The sequence below is a fragment of the Rhodococcus sp. NPDC003322 genome (assembly GCF_053589555.1).
In genome coordinates this window covers 236,076-257,483 of record NZ_JBSFSC010000006.1, presented here as the reverse complement: position 1 = coordinate 257,483, position 21,408 = coordinate 236,076, and the positions used below count along the sequence as shown (strand labels likewise).

The window sequence follows — 21,408 nt, the reverse complement described above, 5'->3', positions numbered from 1 at the left end:
GCGATCGGGTCGAGCGACCGACCCACCTACATCCTCACTGTCGGAATCCTCACTGTCGGACCATGCCGTCGACGGCGGCGGCGTCCAGGCTCTGCCGACGCGCCGACAGGTGCTCGCGTGTGACCGGACCGACCGTCTCGAGCGCATCGGGCGACGTCATCTGCCAGTGTGTGCTGTCGACCGCGCGGTTCTCGATCTCGCCCAGAACGTACGGACGCCACGTCTGCGCGCCCCGGGTGCCCGTCGAGTCGTCGCGTGCCGCGGTGAAGTAGAGCACGTCACCCTCGTACACCCCCGGCCGATGACGGTCCATGAGCTCGGAGTTGTGCCGTGCGCTCGCGAGCATCCGCTCGACGCGCTCCTCGGTGAGCGCCGACAGCGGGCCACCGAGCAGCGGAAGCACCTGCGCGATGGCGCTCAGGTCGATTCCGTCGAGAGACTCCGTTCCGGCGAAGTCGAACTGATCGCCCACTGAGTCGGGATCCATCCCCAGGCCGGCGAGCAGATCCTCGGCGATCGTCGACGCTCCGGCCGTTGCCGGTGCGCCGTCCGCCGCCTCTGCAAGTTCGGCGAAGCTGTCCAGCATGACGAGGCTGGACACGCCCTCGCCTGCCTGCTGCAACCGCACCGCCATCGCGTGCGCGATCGCGCCACCGAGCGACCACCCGAGCAGGTGGTACGGACCGTGCGGCTGGATCCGCCGAATCTCGGTCACGTATCGCTCGGCGAGTTCGTCGATCGAGGCCGGCAGCGGGCCGTCCTCGGCGATCGTCGGCGACTGGAGACCGAGGACCGGCCGATCGGTACCGAGGTGCTGCGCGAGACCGGTGTAGCACCAGGAGAGACCGACGATCGGGTGGACACAGAACAGCGGCGCCTCGGTCCCCGCGGCGCGGATCGGGTACACCACCTGCAGTGCCGCGTCCGCGTCACTGGCGTCGTTGTCGATCCGGTCCGCGATGGACGCGGGCGTCGGGTCGGTCATCAGCCACTGCAACGGCACGTCCCGTCCGGTTTCCTCCCGGAGCCTGCTGGCGACCCGGACCGCGGAAAGCGAGTTGCCGCCGAGGTCGAAGAAGTTGTCGTCGACCCCGACTCGTTCCGCGCCGAGAACCTCCGCGAAGACGTCTGCGACAAGGGCCTCCGATTCCGTTGTGGGGGCACGGAACTCACGTGCCACCAGGACAGGCTCGGGAAGGGCACGTCGGTCGATCTTGCCCGCAGGTGTCATCGGAATCGCATCGAGCACCGTCACCGAGGCCGGCACCAACGACCGCGGCAGATGCCGACCCGCCTCCGCGAGCACCTCGGCCACATCCACCGTCGCACCCGCGACCGGCACCACGTACCCGACGAGTAGGTCACCCGCCGACCCGGCACGATGCACCGTCGCCGCCGCCACCGACACATCCGCATGCCGCGACAGCGCCGCCTCGACCTCACCCAGCTCGACACGCAGGCCGCGCAGCTTCACCTGGGCATCCGCACGACCCACGTAGTCCAACAGGCCGTCGGCATCGAGCCGCACCAGATCACCTGTCCGGTACATCCGGGAACCACTGTCCCCGAACGGGTTCGCGACGAACCGATCAGCCGTCAGGGCACTGCGCCGGTGGTAGCCACGCGCCAGCGACGGACCCGCCACGTACAGTTCACCCACCACTCCCAGCGGAACCGGATGCAGGCGGCTGTCGAGAACCATCACCTCCACGCCCTGGATCGGCGGACCGATCGTGATCCGGTCACCCACCGACAGCGGCTGCGTCAAGGTGACGATGATCGTCGTCTCCGTCGGGCCGTAGCCGTTGAGGAAACGGCGACCCGGCGCGAACTGCTCCACCAAAGCGGGCGGGCAGACGTCACCACCGACGCCGACCATCTCCAGATCCGGCAACCGTGCCGCATCCACCGTGCCCAACGCCGCAGGCGCCGTCATCACGTGCGTGACCCGCTCCCGCGCCATCAGGTCGGTCAGCTCGTCGCCGCCGATCACCGATGGCGGCGCCACCACCATCGTCGCGCCCGCGTTGAACGACTGGATCATCTCGCTCAGCGACGCGTCGAAGCTCGCCGACGACAACCGCAGCACCCGGGACGACGCCGTCACCCCGATCTCCGGACGCGCCTGCGCGGCGAACGACGACAACCCGGAATGGGTGACCACGACACCCTTCGGCATACCCGTCGAACCCGACGTGTAGATCACGTAGGCCGCATGATCCGGACGCAACGGACTCAGACGATCCGCATCCGTCACCGTCGCCGACGACTGATCACCCTCATCCGCCATGTCGACGGTCAGCCACTCCACACCGGCGGGCATCGCGGCCAACCCGGCCTCGTCCGTGAACCCGAGCGCGACTTCCGAATCGGAGATCATGTGCGCGATCCGGTCCTCCGGGTAGGACGGATCGACGGGCACGTACACCGCACCCGCCTTCGCCACCGCCCACAACGCCACGAGCGACTCCACCGACCGCGGCAGGACGACCGCGACCGCACGCTCCGGACCCGCACCACGACCGATCAACGCACGCGCCAACCGATTCGACCGCGCATCCAACTCCGCGTACGACAGCTCACCGCCCTCGAACACCACCGCGACGTCACCGGCGTCGACCCCGGCAGTCAGCAGGTCCGGCAACAGCGCCGACGGCAACGCCGGCACCCGCAACGGCACCGCGGCGTGCTCGTCGACACCGAGCATCTCGACATCACCGACGGGCATCTGCGGTGCGGTGAGGACGGAGTCGAGGATCCGGACGAACCGCTCCGCGACCTTCTCCGCGGTGCCGCGATCGAACAGGTCGGTCGCGTAGGTGATCGCCGCGGGGAGCGAGCCGTCGGCGTCGGCTGTCTCCGACACCGACAGCCCCAGGTCGAACTTGGCGACGACCGCATCGGAGTCGAGCGGCGTCAGCGTCAGTCCCGGCAGTTCCATCGGGCCCGAGGCGAAGTTCTCGAACGCCAGCATCACCTGGAACAGCGGCGTGAACGAGGTCGATCGCGGCGGCGCCATCACCTCGACCAGCCGTTCGAACGGCAGGTCTGCGTTCGAGAAGGCTGCCAGGTCACCGTCCCGGACGCCGGCGAGGAGGTCTTGGAAGGAGCCGGCCGGATCGACGTCGGTTCGCAGGACCAGGGTGCCGACGAACATGCCGACGAGGTCGTCGAGGGCCTGCTCGCCGCGTCCGGCGACGGGCGTGCCCACCACGACGTCCCTGCCTGCCGAGAGCCGGCTGAGCAGCAGCGCCAACGCGGCGTGCACGACCATGAACACCGTCACGCCCTGCTCCGCGGCGTAGTCCCGGAGCCGGGTCGTGACGTCCGCGTCGAGCGTGAAGGCCACGCGGTCGCCGTGGCCGGAACGAACCGCCGGTCGCGGCCGGTCGGTGGGCAGGTCGATCACGTCGGGGATCCCACGCAGGGTGGTGCGCCAGAATTCGATCTGCTTCGCGGCCAGCGACTGCGGGTCGTCCTCCGATCCCAGTACCTCGTGCTGCCACAGTGTGAAGTCGGCGTACTGCACCTGCAGCGGCGTCCACGCCGGGGCGAGTCCGTTCCGCCTCGACTCGTAGGCGACGACGATGTCCCGTGCCAACGGTTGCGACGAGAAGCCGTCGGCGGAGATGTGGTGGACCGACAGGACCAGGACGTGTTCGTCGGCCGCGACGCGCAGCAGACGGCCACGAATCGGGATCGCCGCCGTGACGTCGAACCCGGCACCCACCACCGACAGCGCCTCGGCGGCAACCGCCTCCGCCGCCACGGAGACGGGTTCGAGGTCGAGATCCACCTGATCGACCGGCAGCACCACCTGATGCGGGCCGTCCGCCGAATCCGGGAACACCGTCCGCAGCGACTCGTGCCGCGCCAGCACGTCCCGCACCGCGGCCTGCAGCGCCGCGACGTCCAGGTCGCCGCTCATACGGACCGCGAGCGGAATGTTGTACGCGGCCGACGCCGTGTCGAATCGGTTCAGGAGCCACATTCGAGACTGGGCGAGGGACAACGGGATCCGCGTCGGGCGCTCCCCCGCGACGAGCGGGGGCAGTGACGCCGACCGGGGCGCGAGCTCGGCGCGAAGCGCCAGCCCGGCCACCGTCGGCGCCTCGAACAGTTCGCGCACCCCGACCGTCACTCCCAGTGCCGCATTCACGCGTGCGATCACTCGGGTCGCGACCAGCGAGTTGCCACCGAGCGCGAAGAAGTCGTCGTCGGCGCCGACCTGCTCCACACCGAGCAACTCGGCGTACACGTCGGCCACCGCAGTTTCGAACGGTGTTCTGGGCGCGACGTATTCGACAGCGCCGCCGAATGCGTCGGGTGCGGGCAGGGCGCGCCGATCGAGCTTTCCGTTGGGACTCAGCGGGAAGTCGTCGAGGACGACGATCGATGCGGGCACCATGTACGAGGGCAGGAGTCGCGCCGCGGACGCCTTGATGTCCCGGACACTGGGCGCCTTACCCGGCTCGAGAACGACGTACGCGACCAGCTGGCCACCAGCGACGGATTCGGTCACAACCGCGACGGCGCGGTCGACGTCCGGGTTCGACTGCAGTGCCGACTCGATCTCGCCGAGCTCGATCCGCAGCCCCCGCAACTTCACCTGGAAATCGGTACGCCCGATGTACTCGAGAGATCCCTCCCGATTCCACCGCACCAGGTCGCCGGTGCGGTACATCCGATCACCGGACTCACCGAACGGATTGGCCACGAAACGATCCGACGTCAGATCGAACCGCCCACCATAACCACGCCCGACACCGACACCACCGACGTACAGCTCACCCTCCACACCAACCGGAGCGGTGTTCAACCGACCATCGAGGACGAACAGGTCGAGGTTCGGCACCGGACGACCGATCGGCACACCCGCCACGTCCGCAACCGTCGCCGCCTGGAAGGACACCACATCCGACGCCTCGGTCGGCCCGTAGCTGTTGACCACCCGCACACCGGATTCCATCAACGCCGCGAGCGCGCCGACGTTGATCGGCTCACCACCGAGGAACACCACATCGAGCCCGGCGAGCGCGCCGTCGGTGTCTCCGTCGACGACCGCCTCGAAGGCGCTGGGCGACATGTTCGCCACCCGAACACCGCCACCGGCAACGAGTTCCAGGATCTCCCGGGGATCGAAACCGTCCGACGCGAGATACACGGCGCGGCCACCCGCCAACGCCGCCCATACGTTCTTCTGGGTCAGGTCGAAACTCGGCGACGACGCGATCAGCAACCCACCCTCGGCGGGCAGCTCACTCTCGTACCACGCCACCGTGTTCTCGATACCCGCCATCGGAACCAACGTCGGCTTCGGCTTACCCGTCGAACCCGACGTCGAGATCACATAACCCAGACGACGCCCCGCATGCTCCTCACGCCACCGGTCCAACCAGCTCACCGCCACAGGTCCGGTCACCGCATCACACGCGATGACAGGAACCGTCAGCTCACCATCGGCCTCGCCGATCACGCACCGCGCCGCAGTGTCCACCAAAATCGACTCGACCCGCTCCGCCGGATGCGACGGATCGATCGGCGCGTACGCCGCCCCCGCCTTCCACACCGCGACCATCGCCACGATCCACGACACCGACCTCGGCACCATCACGCCGACGACATCGTCGACACCGACGCCACGACCGATCAGCTCCTGGGCCAGTCCCGTCGAACGCCGGTCGAGTTCCGCATAGGAGACCGACTCCCCGCCGCACACCACCGCCGGGGCGTCCGGAGTCACCTCGACCCGGGCGGCGAACCGCCCGAGCAGCGACGTCTCGGGCCCGGGCACGCGCGGACCACGCGACCACCCCAGCACCCGCTCACGCTCCCCCGCCCCGAACAGATCGATGTCACCGACCACGGTTCCAGGGGCCGTGACGGCCGCATCGAGGATGCGGAGGAACCGGTCCGCGACGGTCTCGATCGTCCCGCGGTCGAACAGATCCGTGGCGTAGGTGATCGCCGCGGGTAGGTCGCCGTTCGCGCTCGCATCCTCGGACACCGTCACCGACAGGTCGAACTTGGCGACGGTCAGGTCGGATTCGAGTGGAGCGAGGGTCAGTCCGGGCAGGTCCACCGGCGCCGACCCGAAGTTCTCGAACGAGAGCATCACCTGGAACAGCGGGGTGAACGCGGTCGACCGGGTCGGGGCGAGCACCTCGACGAGCCGTTCGAACGGCAGGTCGGCGTGTCCGAGCGCGGCGAGGTCGGAGTCGCGGACGTCGGCGAGCGTCTGCTCGACGGTCGCTCCGGGATCCACCTGTGTGCGCAGCACGAGGGTGTTCACGAACATGCCGATCAGGTCGTCGACTGCCTGCTCGCCACGACCGGCGACCGGGGTGCCGACCGCGATGTCGCCCGAACCGCCGAGGCGGCTCAGCAGGACGGCGAGCGCGGTGTGCACGACCATGAAGACCGTCACGCCGCGGGCCGCGGCGAACTGTCGCAGCCGCACCGCGAGATCCGCGTCGATCGCGAACTCCACGCGCGCGCCGGCACCGGATCGCACGGCGGGCCGAACCCGGTCGGTCGGCAACTCCTGGACGTCGGGCAGACCGGCGAGGGCGTCACGCCAGAACTCGATCTGCCGTGCCGCACGGGACCCGGGATCGTCCTCGGAGCCCAGCATCTCCCGCTGCCACAGCGTGTAGTCGGCGTACTGCACCGCCAACGGCGACCACATCGGCTCGGCGCCGTGGCGCCGGGACTCGTAGGCGATCACGACGTCGCGGGCCAGCGGGCCGACGGAGAAGCCGTCGGCGGCGATGTGGTGCACCGCCATCAGCAGGACGTGTTCGGCAGTGTCCCGGGTGACGGCTCCGCCGTCGGCCTCGACGCGCAGCAGCCTGCCGCGGACCGGGACACCCGTCGTGACGTCGAATCCGGTACCGAGAACCGCGAGCGCCTCGGCGGCGATCGCGTCCGCGGACACGGGCACCGGGGTCAGGTCGAGTTCGATCTGCTCCGCGGGCAGGACCACCTGATGTGGCCCGTCCGCCGAGTCAGGGTAGACCGTCCGCAGCGTCTCGTGGCGCCGCACCACGTCCCGTACGGCGGCCTGCAACGCGTCGACGTCCAGGTCACCGGTCAGCCGAAGGGCCAGCGGAATGTTGTAGGCGGCCGACGCGGCGTCGAAACGGTTCAGGAACCACATCCGCGACTGCGCCGTCGACAGCGGGATCCGGTCCGGTCGCGGTCCGGCGACGAGCGGGGGCCGGCCCTCGCCGGGAACCTGCGCGGCGAGCGCCGACGCGAGCGCGTGCACGACGGACGCGTCGAACAGCATCCGCACGGCCACGGACGTTCCCCGCGCCTCACCCAGTCGGGCGACGACCCGCGTCGCGGACAGCGAGTTGCCGCCGAGCGCGAAGAAGTCGTCGTCGGCGCCGACGCGTTCGACGCCGAGCACCTCGGCGTACACCGCGGCGACCAGACGCTCGGTCTCCGTCGTCGGCTCGCGGTATTCCGCTGTGAGGGAGGAGAACTCGGGGGCCGGGAGGCTGCGCCGGTCCACCTTGCCCGCGGGCGTGGTCGGAATCTCGGCGAGCACCACCAGTGCAGCGGGAACCAGGTTGCGGGGCAGGTGCTGGGCCGCGACGGCCAGCACCTCCGCGGTGTCGATCACGGCCCCGTCGACCGGGACGACGTAGCCGACGAGTTGGTCGCCTGCGGTCGGGTGGCGGTGCACGGACGCCACCGCGTCCGCCACCGACTCGTGTTGCGTCAGAGCGGATTCGACCTCGCCGAGTTCGACCCGCAGGCCCCTGATCTTGACCTGGGCGTCGGCGCGGCCGACGTAGTCGAGGCGGCCCTGCTCGTCGCGCCGCACGAGGTCACCGGAGCGGTACATCCGCGAGCCGGGGCCGCCGTGCGGGTTGGCCACGAAGCGTTCCGCGGTGAACCCGGTGCGGCGGTGGTAGCCGCGGGCGAGGCCGGGCCCCGCCAGGTACAGCTCACCCACGACACCCAGCGGAACCGGCCGCAGGCGCGCGTCGAGCACCATCGCCTGCACACCCTGAATGGGGACGCCGATGGTGATCTCGTCCCGGCTCGTCAGGGGCTCGGTGAGGGTGACCACGATGGTGGTCTCGGTCGGCCCGTACCCGTTGAGGAAGGTGCGACCGGGTGCGAACTGGTCGACGAGGTGCGGCGGGCAGACGTCGCCGCCGACACCGACGAACTCCAGGTCGGGCAGCACCGCCGGGTCGACGGTGCCGAGGGCGGCAGGTGCCGCCATCACGTGGGTGACCTTCTCGCGGCGCAGCAGCTCGGTCAGCTCGTCGCCGCCGATCACCGTGGGCGGCGCCACCACCATGGTCGCTCCCGTACTGAACGAGAGGATCTGCTCGAAGAGCGAGGCGTCGAAGCTCGACGAGGACAACCGCAGGACCCGGGACGCCGCGGTCGCCCCGAACTCCGGGCGGGCGTCCACTCCGAACATCGCCAGGCCGGTGTGCGAGACGACCACGCCCTTCGGCAGGCCGGTCGATCCGGAGGTGTAGATGATGTACGCGGCGTGATCCGGCAGCAGCGGAGTGCGCCGGTCGGCGTCGGTCACCGGCTCCGGGGACATCGCGGCGCACGCGGAGTCGAGCTCGGTGTCGTCCAGCGCCAGCCACTGCACCTCGGCGGGCAGTTCCTCGCGATGGGCGAGGTCCGTGAGGCCCAGCGCGACACCGGAATCGGACAGCATGTGCGCGATCCGATCCGCCGGGTAGGTCGGGTCGACGGGCACGAAGATCGCACCCGACTTCGCAACCGCCCACAGCGCGATGATCGCGCCCACCGACCGCGGCAGCGACACCGCGACCGCATGTTCGGGCGCGGCGCCGCGGTCGATCAGCAGGCGTGCCAACCGGTTCGAGCGCTCGTCCAGTTCGCGGTAGGTCAGCGCGCCGCCGTCGAACACCACGGCGACTCCGTCCGCGGACGTCCGGAGGCCGGCGGTCAGCAGGTCCGGCAGCAGCGCCTGTGGCAGCGCCGGAATCGCCTCCGGGGCCACGAGCTCACGCTCGGCGTCGTCGAGGAGGTCGATGTCGCCGACCACCACGGCCGGGTCCGTGACGACGGACTCGAGCACCCGCAGGAACCGATCACCGAACACCGTCACCGACGACCGGTCGAACAGGTCCGTCGCATAGGTCCACGACACCGTCGCACCGCTCCGGCCGGTCCGCTCGTAGACCGTCACCTGCAGGTCGTTCTTCGCCGGGACGATCTCGAGGTCGACGACCTCGATGTGCAGGCCGGGCAGGTCGAGACTGCTGACTTCCTGGTGCTCGGTGGACAGGCTGACCTGCGTGATCGGCGCGTACGCCTGCGACCGGGCCGGCCGCAGCACGTCGATCAGCCGCTCGAACGGAAGATCCGCGTTGCCGAAGGCCGCGAGGTCCGTCTCCCGGACCGCGGCCAACAGGTCCGTGAAACTCGCCCCCGGATCCACCTCGGTGCGCAGCGCGAGGGTGTTGACGAACATCCCGGCGAGATCACCGAGGTCCCGCTCGACACGTCCGGCGATCGGGGTACCGAGCACGATGTCGGTGCTCGCGCTCAGCCGCGCCAGCAGGACCGCCAGCGCGGCGTGCAGCACCATGAACCGGGTCGTGCCGCGGTCGCGGGCGAGGTCGTCGATCCGGCCCAGCAGTTCCTCCGGGCAGTCGACCTCGACGACGTCACCGCGCAGGGACGCGACGTCAGGGCGTGGCCGGTCCAGGGGCAGTTCGAGCAGTTCCGGTGCCCCGCGCAACTGTTCGCGCCAGTACTCGGCCTGCTGCGACGCCCGGCTCTCCGGATCGTCGTCGGCACCGAGCACCGTGTGCTGCCAGAGGCTGAAGTCGGCGTACTGCACGGGTAGCGGCGACCAGCCGGGCGCTGCGCCTGCGGTGCGGGCGGTGTAGGACGTCACCAGATCCCGGGCGAGCGGCGGCACCGAGGCACCGTCGGCGGCGATGTGGTGCACCACGAGCACAAGCACGTGGTCGTCGCCGAACCGGAAGATGCTGCCACGCATCGGAACCGACGTGGTCACGTCGAATCCGCGGGAGAGCTCGGCGAAGATCGCGGCGCGCAGCGCCTGCTCGTCGTCGACGACGACCGGATCCGGCAGCACCGCGCCCTCGAAGACATGCCCCGTCGCCGCGCTCGCCCCGGACGCGGGCAGGATCAGCTGGTACGGACCGGACTCGGTGTCCGGGTACACGGTGCGCAACACCTCGTGCCGCTCCACGAGGTCGGAGACCGCGGCCTGCAGCGCGGCGACGTCGAGGTCGCCCGACAGCCGCAACACCAGCGGGATGTTGTAGGCCACCGACTCGGGGTCGTAGCGGTTGAGGATCCACATCCGGGCCTGCGCGGGCGAGAGCGGAATGTGTTCCGGCCGTGGGCCCGCCACCAGGGCGGGCCGGTCCGAGGACCCCGCCGACTCGACCACCTGGGCCAGGGCCGCGACGGTCGGCGCGTCGAACACCTCCCGCACCGCGACCGCCGTCGCGAAGGCGGCGTTGACGTGCGCGACGACGCGAGTGGCGGTCAGCGAGTTGCCGCCGATGTCGAAGAAGTTGTCGTCGGCGCCAACCCGCTCGGCACCGAGCACCTCCGCGTAGATGTCGGCGATCATCGTTTCCGTCACCGTGCGCGGCGCGACGTACTCGCGCGGGGCGTACACCGGGTCCGGCAGCGCGGCGCGGTCCACCTTGCCCGCGGGCGTGGTGGGGATGGAGTCGAGGATCATCGCCGTCGTGGGGACCAGCGCCCGCGGCAGGTGCTCCGCGGCGGTGGCGAGCACCTCGGCGACGTCGACGGTGGCGCCGGCCACGGGGACGACGTAGCCGACGATCTGGTCGCCGCGCACACCGTCGCGGTGCACGGACGCGGCGGCGGTGGCGACGTCGTCGTGGCGGGCCAAGGCCGCCTCGATCTCACCGAGCTCGACACGCAGGCCGCGGACCTTGACCTGCGCGTCGGCGCGACCGAGGTAGTCGTAGTTGCCGGCCGGGTCCCGGCGCACGAGGTCGCCGGTGCGGTACATGCGGTCGCCCGGAGTGCCGAAGGGGTTGGCCACGAAGCGATCCGAGGTCTGTCCCGGGCGGCCGCGGTAGCCGCGCGCCAGTCCGGGGCCGGCGATGTACAGCTCGCCGGTCACCCCGAGCGGCACCGGCCGCAGCCGGGTGTCGAGGACCATCGCCTCGGCGCCCTGGATCGGGGCACCGATGGTGATGTCGGCGGGGGTGGCGAGGTGACCGGTGAAGGTGACCACGATGGTGGTCTCGGTCGGACCGTAGGCGTTGAGGAAGCGGCGACCGGGTGCGAACTTCTCCACCAGGTCCGGCGGGCACGCCTCGCCGCCGACCGCGACCAGCTCGACGTTCGGCCAGCGCGCCGGGTCCACGGTGCCGAGAGCGGCCGGGGCGCTGAGCACGTGGGTGACGGACCGGTCCGCGACGAACGCGGCCAGTTCCTCACCGGCGATGACCTCCGGCGGGGCGATCACCAGGGTTGCGCCGGCGCTGAAGGTCAGCAGCTGTTCGAACACGGAGGCGTCGAAGCTGGACGAGGCCAGCCGCAGGATCCGCGAGTCCGGTCCCGCGAGCATGTCGGCGCGGGCGGACGCGGTGAACGCCGACAGCCCGGTGTGCGTGACGACGACGCCCTTCGGCAGACCGGTCGAGCCGGAGGTGTAGATCATGTACGCGACGTGCTCGGGGCACAGCGGCGTGGTGCGCTCGTCGTCGGTGACGGGAGCGGCGGGCAGCGCGGCGATCGCGGCGGCGACGTCGTCGCCGTCGATCGCGAGCCACTCGACCCCGCCCGGCAGCCGGTCGAGGTTCGCGCGGTCGGTGAGACCGAACACCACCCCCGAGTCGGTGATCATGTGCTCGATCCGCTCGACCGGGTAGCCCGGGTCGACGGGCACGAACGCGGCCCCGGACCGGGTCACCGCCCACATCGCGACGACCGAGTCCACGGTGCGCGGGAACGACAGCGCCACCGTCGACTCGGGACCGACGCCTCGTCCGATCAGCATGCGCGCCAGCCGGTTCGAGCGCTCGTCGAGTTCTGTGTAGGTGAGCCGTCCGCCCTCGAACTCCACCGCGACCGAATCCGCGCCGGCGGTGGCGCCGGCGGCGAGGAGGTCGGCGATCGTGGCGGCGGGCAGGGCCGGACCGCCGGAGTGCACCGCGACCGCGTCCCGCTCGCCGGCCGCGAACAGGTCGACGTCACCGACCACGGCGGACGGGTCCGCGAGCACGGCGTCGAGCAGTCGGGTGAACCGGTCCGCGATCGCCTCCACCGACTCGTCGTCGAACAGGTCGCGGGCATAGGACCAGGTGAGCCGGGCACCGGACTCGGAGTCGGGGGCGAACGCGACGGCGAGGTCGAACTTCGCGACCTCGAAGTCCATCGGTTCCAGCGAGACGGTCAGATCCGGCAGCTCGATTCCCGGTGCGGGACCGTCCTCGACTGCGAGCATCACCTGGAACAGGGGATGGTGGGCCGTGGATCGTGCACCGGGCACGGTGTCGACGATGCGCTCGAACGGCACGTCGGCGTTCGCGAAGGCGTCGAGATCCGCCTGCCGGGCCGCATCCAGCACCTGGCGGAAGGACATGCCTGCCTCGACCTGCGTGCGGAGCACGAGGGTGTTGACGAACATGCCGACGACGTCGTCGAGTGCCGCGGCACCGCGGCCACCGACCGGGGTGCCGATGGCGATGTCGGTGCTCGCGCTCAGCCGGGCCAGCAACACCGCGAGAGCGGAGTGCAGCACCATGAACGGCGTCGACCGGGTCTCCCGCGCGAGCTCGCGCAGCGCGGCGAGGGTGGTCTCGCCGACCTCGGCGTGCACCGTTCCGCCGCGGTACGACGGCATCGGCGGATGGGGGCGGTCCGTCGGCAGCTCCAGCCGCTCCGGGATGCCTGCCAGCGCCCGGGTCCAGTAGGTGATCTGCTGGGCTGCAACCGAATCGGCGTCCTGTTCGGCGCCGAGGGTGGCCAGCTTCCACAGCACGTAGTCGGCGTACTGCACGGCGAGCGGAGTCCAGTCCGGCGCGACACCGCCACGCCGGGCGGTGTAGGCCACCATCAGGTCGCGGGCGAGCGGCTGCATGGACCAGCCGTCGGCCGCGATGTGGTGCACGACGAGGACGAGGACGTACTCGTCGGGGGCGACCCGCAGCACAGCCGCCCGCAGCGGCACGTCGGAGGTGACGTCGAAGCCCTCGGCGACGAGCCGGGCGACCGCACCGTACAGGTCGGCGGGGTCGACGTCGACGGGTGCGAGATCGGGACCCGCGTAGTCGATCGGGAGGATCAACTGCTGCGGGCCGTCCGCGGAGTCCGGGTACACGGTACGCAGCACCTCGTGCCGCGCGATCAGGTCGGCCATCGCGGCGTGCAGCGCGTCGACGTCGAGGGTGCCGGACAGCCGCAGCGCGGCCGCGATGTTGTAGGCGCCGGAAGTCGTGTCGATGCGGTTGAGCAGCCACATCCGGGACTGCGCGGGTGAGAGCGGCAGCCGGTCCGGCCGGGGACCGGCCACCGGGATCGCCGGCGCCGAGCCGGTCGAGGCCGACACCGCCGCGGCCAGTGCCCGCACGGTCGGCGCCTCGAACAGCTCGCGCACGCCGATGCCGGCGTCCAGCTCGGCGTTGATTCGCGCCACCGCGCGGGTGGCGGTCAGCGAGTTGCCACCGAGGTCGAAGTAGCTGTCGGTGGCGCCGACCTGCGGCACGTCGAGCAGCTCCGCGAACACCCGGGCGACGGCCGCCTCGGCGGCCGTCGCGGGGGCGACGTAGTCGGTGGCGGCGCGCTCGGGCTCGGGCAGCGCCCGGCGGTCCAGCTTGCCGTTGGCACTCAGTGGCATCGCGTCCAGGACCACGAACACCGACGGCACCATGTACGACGGCAGTTCCGCCGCGGCGAACGCCGCGAGGGCGGCCGGGTCCGGTGCCACGTCGCCGGTCGCGGTGACGTAGCCGACGAGGTTCTCGCCGCCGGCGCCGCCGCGCACCACGACCGCCGCCTGTGCCACGTCGGGGTGACGCAGCAGCGCCGACTCGATCTCCCCCAGCTCGATGCGCAGGCCACGCAGCTTGACCTGGAAATCGGTACGACCGAGGTACTCGATCTCGCCGACCGTCACATCCCCCGTCGCTGCGCTCGCCCCTGCGTTCCAACGCACCAGGTCGCCCGTGCGATACAACCGACCACCGGCACCGAACGGATCCGCAACGAAACGGTCCGCAGTCAGGTCCGGACGGCCCACGTACCCACGAGCCAACTGGACACCGGCGAGATACAACTCACCGGGCACCCCGGCCGGCACCGGACGCAACCGCGCGTCGAGCACGTACACCCGGGTGTTCCACACCGGCGCACCGATCGGCACCGAACCCACATCACCCGCACCCGTCCGATGGAACGTCACGTCCACCGCGGCCTCGGTGGGACCGTACAGGTTGTGCAGCGCCGCAACCGAACTCGCATGCCACCGCTCGACACTGGCGCGAGGCAACGCCTCACCACTGGCGAACACCTGACGCAGTGAGGTGCACGCGGCGACGTCGGCGTGCTCGAGGAACACGTCCAGCATCGACGGCACGAAGTGCGCGGTCGTGACCCCGTGGTCGCGAATCAGCGCGGCCAGATGATGCGGGTCCTTGTGCCCATCCGGCGCCGCCACCACCAACCGAGCCCCGGTCATCAGCGGCCAGAACAGTTCCCACACCGACACGTCGAACGTCGCCGGAGTCTTCTGCAGCACCACGTCACGCCCGTCGATCGGATAGGCGTCCTGCATCCACAGCAGCCTGTTGACGATCGCGGCGTGCGAGACGGCGACCCCCTTCGGCCGGCCCGTCGAGCCCGACGTGAAGATCACGTACGCGGTGTTGTGCGGACGCAGCGGTGCGGTGCGGTCCGCGTCGGTGACCGGACTGTCGGCACAACCGGACACGTCGAGCCGATCGAGCGCCACCACGTCGACGCCCGCGGGCAGCGCGTCCGCGTCCTCCGTGGTGGTCAGCACCAGGACGGGCGCCGCGGTGTCGAGCACGTGCCGGTTCCGCTCGGCCGGGTGGTCCGGATCGAGCGGGACGTAGGCGCCGCCCGCCCGCACGACCGCGTGCAGTGCAATCACCTGCTGCGGGGACCGTCGCATCGCGACGCACACCAGCGACTCGGGCCCGACTCCGTTCGAGACCAGATGTCGCGCAAGTCTGTTCACGCGCGCGTCGAACTCCGCGAAGGTGAGCGAGAGCGCGGCGTCGTCGGCGAGTGCGCCCGCACCACCGTCGGTGAGTGCGGTCACCGAGGGTGTCCGCGTGGCCTGCCGGTCGAGCAGGTCCGCCAGCGTGACGTCCTCGACGTCGTGGCCGGTGTCGTTCGCCCGCACCAGGATCGCGTCCCGCTCGGCCTCGGAGAGCACGTCGAGGTCCGCGACGAGGGCGCCGGGATCGGTGCTCAGCACCGCCAGGACGCGGGCCAGCCGCGCGGCCAGGAGTTCGACGTCGGCGGCGGAGAACACCTCCGGCGAGTACTTCAGCGTGAGGCGCAGCTCCGGCTCGAGCAGCGTGAGCAGCGCCAGCGGGTAGTGCGTGGCGTCGATGAGATCGATGCCCTGCACTCGCATCCCGGCGATGTCGGTGTTCTCGTCGAGACCAGCGCGATCGATGGGATAGGACTCGAAAACGGTGAGGGTGTCGAACACGGAACCGGCACCGAGGGTGGCCTGCAGCTCACCGAGTCCGACGTGGTGGTGATCGAACAGGCGCACCTGCTCGCCCTGCAGGCGCGAGAGCAGCGCAGCGCCACTTTCGGACGGGTCGAGCCGGACCCGGACCGGCACGGTGTTGATGAACAGGCCGAGCATCTCCTCGACGCCGGCGAGTTCGGCCGGACGTCCCGAGACGGTCGCGCCGAAGACCAGATCATCACGGGAAAGCAAGCGTGACAGCATGATTCCCCATGCTGCCTGGATGACGGTGTTGACCGTCACGCCGTGCTGGCGGGCCAGATCGGCGATGGAATCGGCGAGCTGCGGCGTGATCGGGGCGTCCACCGCCGCGGGCAGCGCGGACAGCGTGCGGCCCGCGTACTCGGGGGCGATGAGGGTCGGCTCGTCCAGGCCCTCCAGCGCGTTCGTCCAGCTCTCGAACGCACCCGCACGGTCCTGCGCCGCGAGCCAGTTCAGGTAGCTGCGGTAGGCCCGGGCGGGGGCCGCGATCGGGGTGTCCATCGCGTACAGCAGCAGCAGATCCTTGACGTGCAGCGGCATCGACCAGCCGTCGAGAAGGATGTGATGGTTCGTGACCATCAGGGTCGCGGTGCCGTCCGGCTTCCGGGCGAGCAGCCAGCGCATCAGCGGCGGCGCGGTCATGTCGAACGGCGTCGTCCGCTCGGTGAGCGCGAGCTCGGCGAGCTCGGCGTCGTCGGCGACCCGCACCTCACGCCACGGCGCGGTCAAGCCCGTCATCACCAGCTGCGCGGGCACACCGTCCGCGTCGTACACGAAGGCCGAACGCAGGTTCTCGTGGCGTTCGAGGAAGCGCTGCGCGGCGCGGTGCATCCGGGCGCTGTCGATCGACCCGCCCAGCTGCAGCACCAGCTGTCCGGTGTACACGTCCATGGATGCCGAGGTCAGGCCGGCGTGGAAGAGCAGGCCCGCCTGCAGCGGCGAGAGCGACCAGATGTCCTGCACGCCCGGGAACCGGGCCTCCCAGGACTCGATGGTGGACTGGTCGACGGACACCAGCGGGGTGTCGCTGGGGGTGAGACCACCGGCGTCGGGGCGGCGCGCGTGCGTGGCGAGCGCGAGGAGCGCATCGCGCCACAGGTCGGCGAACTCGGTGACCTCGGCCTCGGTGAGCACACCGGACGGGAAATCGAAGGTCGCCGTCAGCTTGCCGCCGGTCTCGGAGCCCGCGGCGGGCTCGACCATGGCGTTGATGTCGATCGCGACGCGCGCGGGCATCCCGGCGCCGCTGCCCGCGGTGAGGTCGAGGGCGCCGGACTCGGGCACCCAGGGCAGGTCCTTGCCGACCTCGCCCGTGGTCATCCGGCCGAGGTAGTTGAAGCTGATCTGCGGCTGCGGCGCGGTGGCCAGCTCGGCGGCGGTATCCGCGCGCAGGTGGCGCAGCAGTCCGTAGCCGGTGCCGTTGCCGGGCAGGGCGCGCAGCTGTTCCTTGACGGCCTTGATCGCCGAACCGGCGGAGGGCCCGCCCGCGAAGGCGTCGTCGAAGTCGATGCCGCTCACGTCGAGGCGCGCGGGATACGAGGTGGTGAACCAGCCGACGGTGCGCGAGAGGTCGGCGCCCGGGATGAGTTCCTCGTCGCGGCCGTGCCCCTCGAGGGTCAGCAGCACCGAACGCTCGTCGACGCCCTGGCGTTCGCGCCAGGCGGCGACGGCGAGCGCGAGGGCGGCGAGCAGTCCGTCCGCGACGCCACCGCGATAGGAGGCGGGCAGCGTCGTGAGCAGCGCGTCGGTGACGTGGGCGGGCAGCTCGATGTTCACGCGCTGCGAGGTCGCGCCCGTGTCGAGTACCGGATCGAGGCGGCGGCGGCCGATCATCGGGTCCGGGCCGTCGAGGATCGCGCGCCACTCGTCCAGATCGTCGCGGATCTGTGCAGCGGAAGCAGTTTCGGCGAGACCGTGCGTCCATCGCCGGAACGAGGTGCCGATCGGGTCGAGCGTGGGCTCGGCACCGGAGATGACGTGCGCCCAGGCAGAGGCGAAGTCCGGCACGAGGATTCGCCACGAGACGCCGTCGATCACGAGGTGATGCGCGACGATGAGCAGGCGCCCGGGCGCACCGGTGGAATCGAGCCACACGATCTGGAGCATCACGCCGGCGTCCGCGTCGAGCCGGCCCACGGCGGCGGCGCAGCTCGCGGTGAGCGCGGCGTCGAAATCGTCGCAGCCCGGTTCGGCAGTGATCTGCACATGGGTGATGATGTCCTGCGGTGCAACCGAACCCGCCGGACGAACGATCAGTTCGCCGGCCGCGGGATCGAGCACCGAACGCAGCGCGTCGTGGTGGTCGACGACGGCGGCCACGGTGCGCGCGAGGATCTCGTCATCGAGGCCGTCGGGTGCGGTGAGCACCAGCGCCTGGTAGAAGCGGTCGATGTTGCCGCCCCCATCGAGCACCTCGGTGGCGTGCGGAGTCAGCGGCATCGGGCCGACTCCGCCGCCCGGTAGCTCGAGGAGGGTCACCTCCTCCGCTTCCTCGGTGGCGACGTCGGCGAGCGCGGCAACTGTCTTGCGCTCGAACACGTCTCGCGGGGTGAACCGAACACCCTCCGCCTTCGCGCGGGCGACCAGCTGGATGGCGATGATGCTGTCACCACCGAGCGCGAAGAACGAGTCGTCGACGCCGACCTGGTCCAGTCCGAGAACTTTGGCGACGGCAGAGGCGATGATCGCCTCGACCGGATTGGACGGCGCCCGGTAGGCGGTCGCGCGAACACCCGGATCGACCAGCGCCTTGCGATCCACCTTGCCCGAGGCGGTCAGCGGAACCTCGGTCAGCTCCACGATGTCCGACGGCACCATGTGGCCGGGCAGGAACTTGCCGGCGAACGCCGTCAGGGCGCCCGCGTCGAAGGTGTGCCCGTTACCGAGGTACACGTAGGACACGAGCACCGTGGAATTGCCGCGCTCATGCGCGACGGTGACCGCGAAGTCGACGGAATCATGGTCGGACAGCACAGTGTCGATCTCGCCGAGCTCGATGCGCAGGCCACGCAGTTTCACCTGGAAGTCGGTGCGGCCGACGTACTCCAGGGACCCCTCGCGGTTCCACCGGACCAGGTCGCCGGTGCGGTACATCCGGTCGCCGGGCTCACCGAACGGGTTGGCGACGAACCGCTGGGACGTCAGGTCGAACCTGCCGCCGTAGCCACGGCCGACACCGATGCCGCCGATGTACAGCTCACCCTCGACACCGACCGGCACCGTATCGAGTCGTCGATCGAGAACGAACAGATCGACATTGGGCAGCGGATGCCCGATCGGCACACCCGCCACATCGGCGGCTGTCGCTGCCTGGCAGGACACCACGTCCGACGCCTCGGTGGGTCCGTAGCTGTTGACCACGCGCACACCGGATTCCATCAGTCCGGCGAGCCGGCCGGCGTTGATCGGCTCACCGCCGAGGAACACCACGTCGAGCGTGGCGAGCACGCCGTCGGCGTCGCCGTCGACGACCGCGCCGAAGGCGCTGGGCGACATGTTCGCCACCCGGACACCGCCACCCGCGACGATCGCCAGGATCTCCTCGGGATCGAAACCGTCCGCAGCGAGATACAGGGACCGGCCTCCCGCCAGCGCCGCCCACACGTTCTTCTGGGTCAGGTCGAAACTCGGCGACGAGGCGATCAGCAGTCCGCCCTCGGCGGGCTGCTCGCTCTCGTACCAGGCCAACGTGTTCTCGATGCCCGCCATCGGAACGAGCGTCGGCTTCGGCTTGCCCGTCGAGCCCGACGTCGAGATGACGTAACCCAGGCGCCGGCCCGCGTGCTCCTCGCGCCACCGGTCGACAACGCCCGTCACCGCACGTCCGGCCGCCGCATCGGGTGCGATGACCGGAACCGTCAGCTCATGACCGCTCTCGCCGATCACGCACCGCGCGGCGGTGTCGATGACGATCGACTGGACGCGATCGGCCGGGTACGACGGGTCGATCGGCGCGTACGCCGCCCCCGCCTTCCACACCGCGACCATCGCCACGATCCACGCCACCGACCTCGGCAGCATCACCCCGACGACGTCGTCGGCGCCGACACCACGGTCGATCAGCTCCGCGGCCAGCTCGGAGGACCGCCGGTCCAGCTCCGAGTAGGTGACCGGCTCGCCGCCGCAGACCACTGCCGGCACATCCGGAACCGCGTCGACCTGGGCGGCGAATCGCCCGAGCAGGGACATCGCGGGTGCGGGGACGCGGGGTCCGCGCGACCATGCGAGGAGGCGCTCACGCTCATCCGCTCCGAGCAGTTCGATGTCGGCGACCGGGGTGGTGGCGTCCGCGTGGACGAACTGGTCGAGGACCCGAAGGAACCGGCCGTGATGGGCCTGGAGCTCGTCCTCGGTGTAGCAGTGCGGGTTCGCCTCGAAATCGACCCGGGTGCTGCGCCCGACGACGCTCGGGTAGATGTTGATCGACAGGTCCTCGACCGGGCCGGTCGAGAGCACGTGGAACTTGCCCGTTTCACTGCCGAGGGTGATCTCGGTGTGGAAGTTCATGATGTTGATCGCCGGGCCGAAGAACCCGCGCCCGCCGTCGAGGTCGCCGATGTCGCGGCGAATGTCCTCGTGCCGGTAGCGCTGATGCCGCAGCGCGCCGGTCATCTCCAGCCCGACCTGGGCGACGAGCTCGCCGACGGTGGTCTCCGGGGTGACGGAGATGCGCAGCGGAACGACATTGGAGACCATGCCGCCGGAGCGGCGGAGCACCGCGGTGGTGCGCGCGGAGACGGGCAGGCTCAGCACGATGGCGGTCGCGCCTGTCATGTCCGCGAGGTACACGGCCATCGCGGCCACGGTGATTGCGGTGTCCGCGGAGTTGTGCCGGGTGACCGCGTCGTCGAGTGCGGTGAGGATCCGGTCCGGCAGTGCGCCGCCGACCAAACGGGAGCGCACCTCCAGTCGTCCGGTCCGGTTGGACAGCGTCAGCGGCGCGGGCAGATCGGTGGCGCGCGACATCCAGTACTCGCGGTCGGACTGGAACCGGGTGGACTCGCGGTACTTGTCCTCGGCCTCGTTGACGGCGATCAGGTCACTGGCCACCGACGGCGCCGGATCCCGACCGAGGACCGCCGCGGTGTAGACCTCGGCCATGCGGGCCATGAACGTGACCGCACCGAACCCGTCGAGGGCGATGTGGTGGATGGCGAAATACCAGTAGTAGTGCCGGTCCCCCAGCTGCAGCACCGCGCCCCGGATCAGCCGCTCCGTGAGCAGATCCATCGTGGCGGAGTAGTCCTGGAGCATCCACTCCATGGCCGCGGCGTGCGGATCGATCTCGCCCCTCAGGTCCCGGTAGGGCATCTCGTCGTCGAGGGTGTCGTCGACCACCTGGTACGGCTCGGAGTCGATCTCGACGATCCGCAGCAGGGGGGTGCCGAACTCTCGCGCGACGGCGGGGCCGACGCGCCGAAGCACGTCGATGTCGAAGTCGCCCTCGATCTCGATGTACTGCGCGATGGTGACCGGGACGTCCGGCACCAAGTGCTGGGCGAACCACATGCCGCGCTGAGCGGCGGAGAGCGGGAACGGCTCGCTGCACCGGCCGACTGCGGGAGCGGCAGCCGACGCGGCGACGCCATCGGGGACCGAGCCGGATGCCGGGACGCGGGCGGTAAGGGACTCCGGAGGATTGAACACAAAAATCCCTTCGTACGACGCGC

1 protein-coding gene is annotated in these 21,408 nt (G+C 70.6%); it reads right to left on the bottom strand.

The window, feature by feature from the left end:
- Positions 1-49 precede the first annotated feature (49 nt).
- Positions 50-21,385 carry a non-ribosomal peptide synthase/polyketide synthase gene (locus ACWDUM_RS23605; protein ID WP_450135858.1) on the bottom strand — a complete coding sequence of 7,112 codons (21,336 nt, stop codon included), beginning with the start codon at positions 21,383-21,385 and terminating at the stop codon, positions 50-52.
- Positions 21,386-21,408 lie beyond the last annotated feature (23 nt).